Origin of the sequence: Nonomuraea lactucae (assembly GCF_003313395.1) — a bacterium.
Classification (GTDB): domain Bacteria; phylum Actinomycetota; class Actinomycetes; order Streptosporangiales; family Streptosporangiaceae; genus Nonomuraea; species Nonomuraea lactucae.
In genome coordinates, this window is the sequence record NZ_QNFZ01000640.1 from 1 (window position 1) to 2,694 (window position 2,694).

General features: G+C 74.2%; 5 protein-coding genes. 3 read left to right on the plus strand and 2 right to left on the minus strand.

Translation table 11 applies throughout. The features are described from left to right. Together DQW85_RS24635 and DQW85_RS24640 are read right to left on the minus strand one after the other, a co-directional pair. On the minus strand, nucleotides 1-294 hold a 294-nt coding region (locus DQW85_RS24635), incomplete at its 3' end, for a carboxyl transferase domain-containing protein (protein ID WP_275888253.1). A 112-nt stretch (nucleotides 295-406) separates the two neighbouring features. After that, complete coding sequence (locus tag DQW85_RS24640; protein ID WP_240197400.1) at nucleotides 407-1,612, minus strand: CaiB/BaiF CoA transferase family protein; 1,206 nt, start codon at nucleotides 1,610-1,612, stop codon at nucleotides 407-409. A 38-nt stretch (nucleotides 1,613-1,650) separates the two neighbouring features. Here DQW85_RS24640 and DQW85_RS24645 point away from each other — a divergent pair, with 38 nt between their 5' ends. The 3 genes from DQW85_RS24645 to DQW85_RS24650 form a co-directional block, all read left to right on the plus strand. Beyond that, entirely contained in the window at nucleotides 1,651-2,184 is a 534-nt protein-coding gene (locus DQW85_RS24645) for a uridine kinase family protein (protein ID WP_113702389.1), read from the plus strand. A gap of 14 nt (nucleotides 2,185-2,198) precedes the next feature. Then, nucleotides 2,199-2,447, plus strand: a complete 249-nt coding sequence (locus tag DQW85_RS44820; protein ID WP_162795340.1) for a hypothetical protein — start codon at nucleotides 2,199-2,201, stop codon at nucleotides 2,445-2,447. Then, on the plus strand, nucleotides 2,447-2,694 hold a 248-nt coding region (locus DQW85_RS24650), incomplete at its 3' end, for an NAD(P)-binding domain-containing protein (protein WP_162795341.1). The genes DQW85_RS44820 and DQW85_RS24650, both read left to right, overlap by 1 nt.

Consider the following 2,694-nt stretch of genomic DNA (forward strand, 5'->3'; position numbering starts at 1 on the left):
CTCGCGGGCGGCCCGCTCGACCGCGAGGGTCACCCGCTCGGCCGCCGCCACCCCGATCGAGCCCGCCATGAACGAGAACTCGCCGGCCACGACCGCCACCCGGCGCCCGCCCAGCAGGCCCTCGCCGGTGAGGACCGCCTCGTCGTAGCCGGACTTCGCCCGCGCCGCGGCCAGCTCGTCCGCGTAGGAGGAGCCCGGCGCGGCGGGGTCGGCGGGCGGCGCGTCCCACGACTTCCACGACCCCCTGTCGAGGACCGTCTCGATCAGCGTGCGCGCGTCCGGACGGCTCACCATGGCTCCCTCGTGTCAGGCGATGCTGCAATGTTGACGCACGAACGCACCGGCCGGTGCCACGATGCCCGGACCATCACCCGCGGTGCACGGATCGTCGCCCGGGACGCCCGGATCATCTCTCGCGCTCGTCGAGCCAGGCCAGCACCGCCTGCCCGTCCTGGCCGAGAGCGGGCGGGGCCGTGTGCTCCACTCCGGTGAGCCCGTCGAAGCGCAGCGGCGGCCCCGGCAGCTCGATGCGGCCGAGCGCCGGATGGTCCACCTCGATGACGAGCCCCTGCGAACGGGTCTGCTCCCAGGAGTAGACCTCGTCGAGCGAGCGGATGGCGCCCGCGGGCACCCCCGCCTCGCCCAGGCGGGCCAGCCAGTGGGCGCGGTCGTGCGCGGCCAACGCCTTCTCCATGTCGCCGATCAGCTCGTCGCGGTGGGCGAACCTGTCGCGGTTGGTGGCGTACCTGGCCGCGTCGGGGTCGATGCCGAGCATCGCGGCCACCTTGCGCCACTGCGCCTCGTTGGCCACGGCGATCTGCAGCATGCCGTCGGCGCAGTGGAACGCCCCGTAGGGGGCGATGGAGGTGTGGTGGTTGCCGTTCGCGCGGGGCACATGACCGGCCACGGTCCACGCGGTGCCGTGGTAGGAGTGCACGCCGGTCACCGAGGCCAGCAGGGAGGTGCGCACCACCCGGCCCTCGCCGGTGCGCTCGCGCTCGTAGAGCGCCGCGGCCACGCCGTACGCGCCGTGGATGCCCGCGAGCAGGTCGGCGATGGAGGCGCCCACCCGGTACGGCTCGTCGCTGGAGGGGCCGGTCAGTGACATCAGGCCCGCTTCGCCCTGGGCGATCTGGTCGTAGCCGGGCCGGCCGCCCTCGGGGCCGTCGTGGCCGAACCCGGTGATCGACAGGATGACCAGGCGCGGATTGAGCTCGTGCAGGCGCGCGACGGAGAAGCCGAGCCGGTCGAGGACGCCGGTGCGGAAGTTCTCGATCAGCACGTCGCTCTGCCGTACGAGGCGCTCGATGAGCGCCTTGCCACCGGCGGACTTCAGGTCGATGGCGATGGACGCTTTGTTACGGTTCGCCGCCAGAAAATAGGTGGAAATATCGTGATCTGGACCGACGAACGGCGGGCCCCAGCCGCGCGACTCGTCGCCACCGGCGGGATGCTCGACCTTGATCACCTTCGCCCCGAGGTCGCCCAGCATCTGCGCGGCGTGCGGACCCGCCAGGGCCCTGGACAGGTCCAGCACGACGATGTCACCGAGTGGTCCGGGCAAGGTGGTCCTCCTGAGCGCGAGGCGGGTCGCCATGGGGCGGAACGTCATTCTCTCTCCTCCGCTCCCACGTCACCTACCCTGGGTCCGTGCGAGAGCTGTCCCGCCGCATCCTGGCCCGTGAGCCGTCGTGCGGGCCGGTCCGGCTGGTCGCCGTCGACGGGCCGGCGGGGGCCGGCAAGACGACGTTCGCCGGGCGGCTGTCGGCGGCGCTGGGCTGCCAGGTCGTGCACAGCGACGACTTCCCGGTGCCCTGGGAGGAGGGGCCGGGCCCGTGGTTCGGCGCGCTCGACGAGCAGGTGCTCCGCCCGTTGCGGCGCGGGCTGCCCGGCGCGTTCCGCCGCTACGACTGGGTGCGCGGGGCGTACGCGGAGCTCGTCACGGTCCCGGTAGCGCCGGTGCTGGTGATCGAGGGCGTCGGTACGGCCCGCAGGTCGGCGGCCGGGCTGCTGGCTTTCACCGTCTGGGTGGAGGCGCCCGAGACCGTGCGCCTGCGGCGGGTGATCGAGCGCGACGGCCCGGAGCTGGAGCCGCGCTGGCGGGCCTGGTTCGAGGCGGAGCGCGAGTGGTTCGCCGGGGACGGCACCCGCGAGCGCGCCGACCTCGTCGCCTCCGGTGAGTGAGCAGCCTCCGGTGAGTGAGCATTGGACCGTCCTTGACCACGGACCCGCGTGTCGCCCGTCGTCCGGGTCCGGCCAGCGGGCTGCGGCGATGGGACGGCGGCGTCGCGGCGCCGAAGAGCTGGGCCACGTCGCCGTCCACGTACATCCCGGCCGAGGCGGCCACCTCCCCGCCGGACGTCGCCCGCCGCGACATGGCCCGCCGAGACGTGGCCCACGCCACGCCGGGTACGGGACGGGGAAGCGACGAACACGGGAGGACCTGATGGCTACCGTGGCAGTGCTCGGCACCGGTCTCATGGGCGCGCCCATGGCGCGCAACCTGCTCGGGGCCGGCCTTGAGGTCCGGGTGTGGAACCGTACGAGGAGCAGGGCCCTGCCCCTGGCGGCCGCCGGCGCGGTGGTCGCCGGGTCGCCGGCCGAGGCCGTCGGGGAGGCGGACGTCCTCATCACGATGCTGAGCGACGGCGAGGCCGTGCGCGCCGCCGTGTCGGCCGCCGCCCCGGGCCTGCG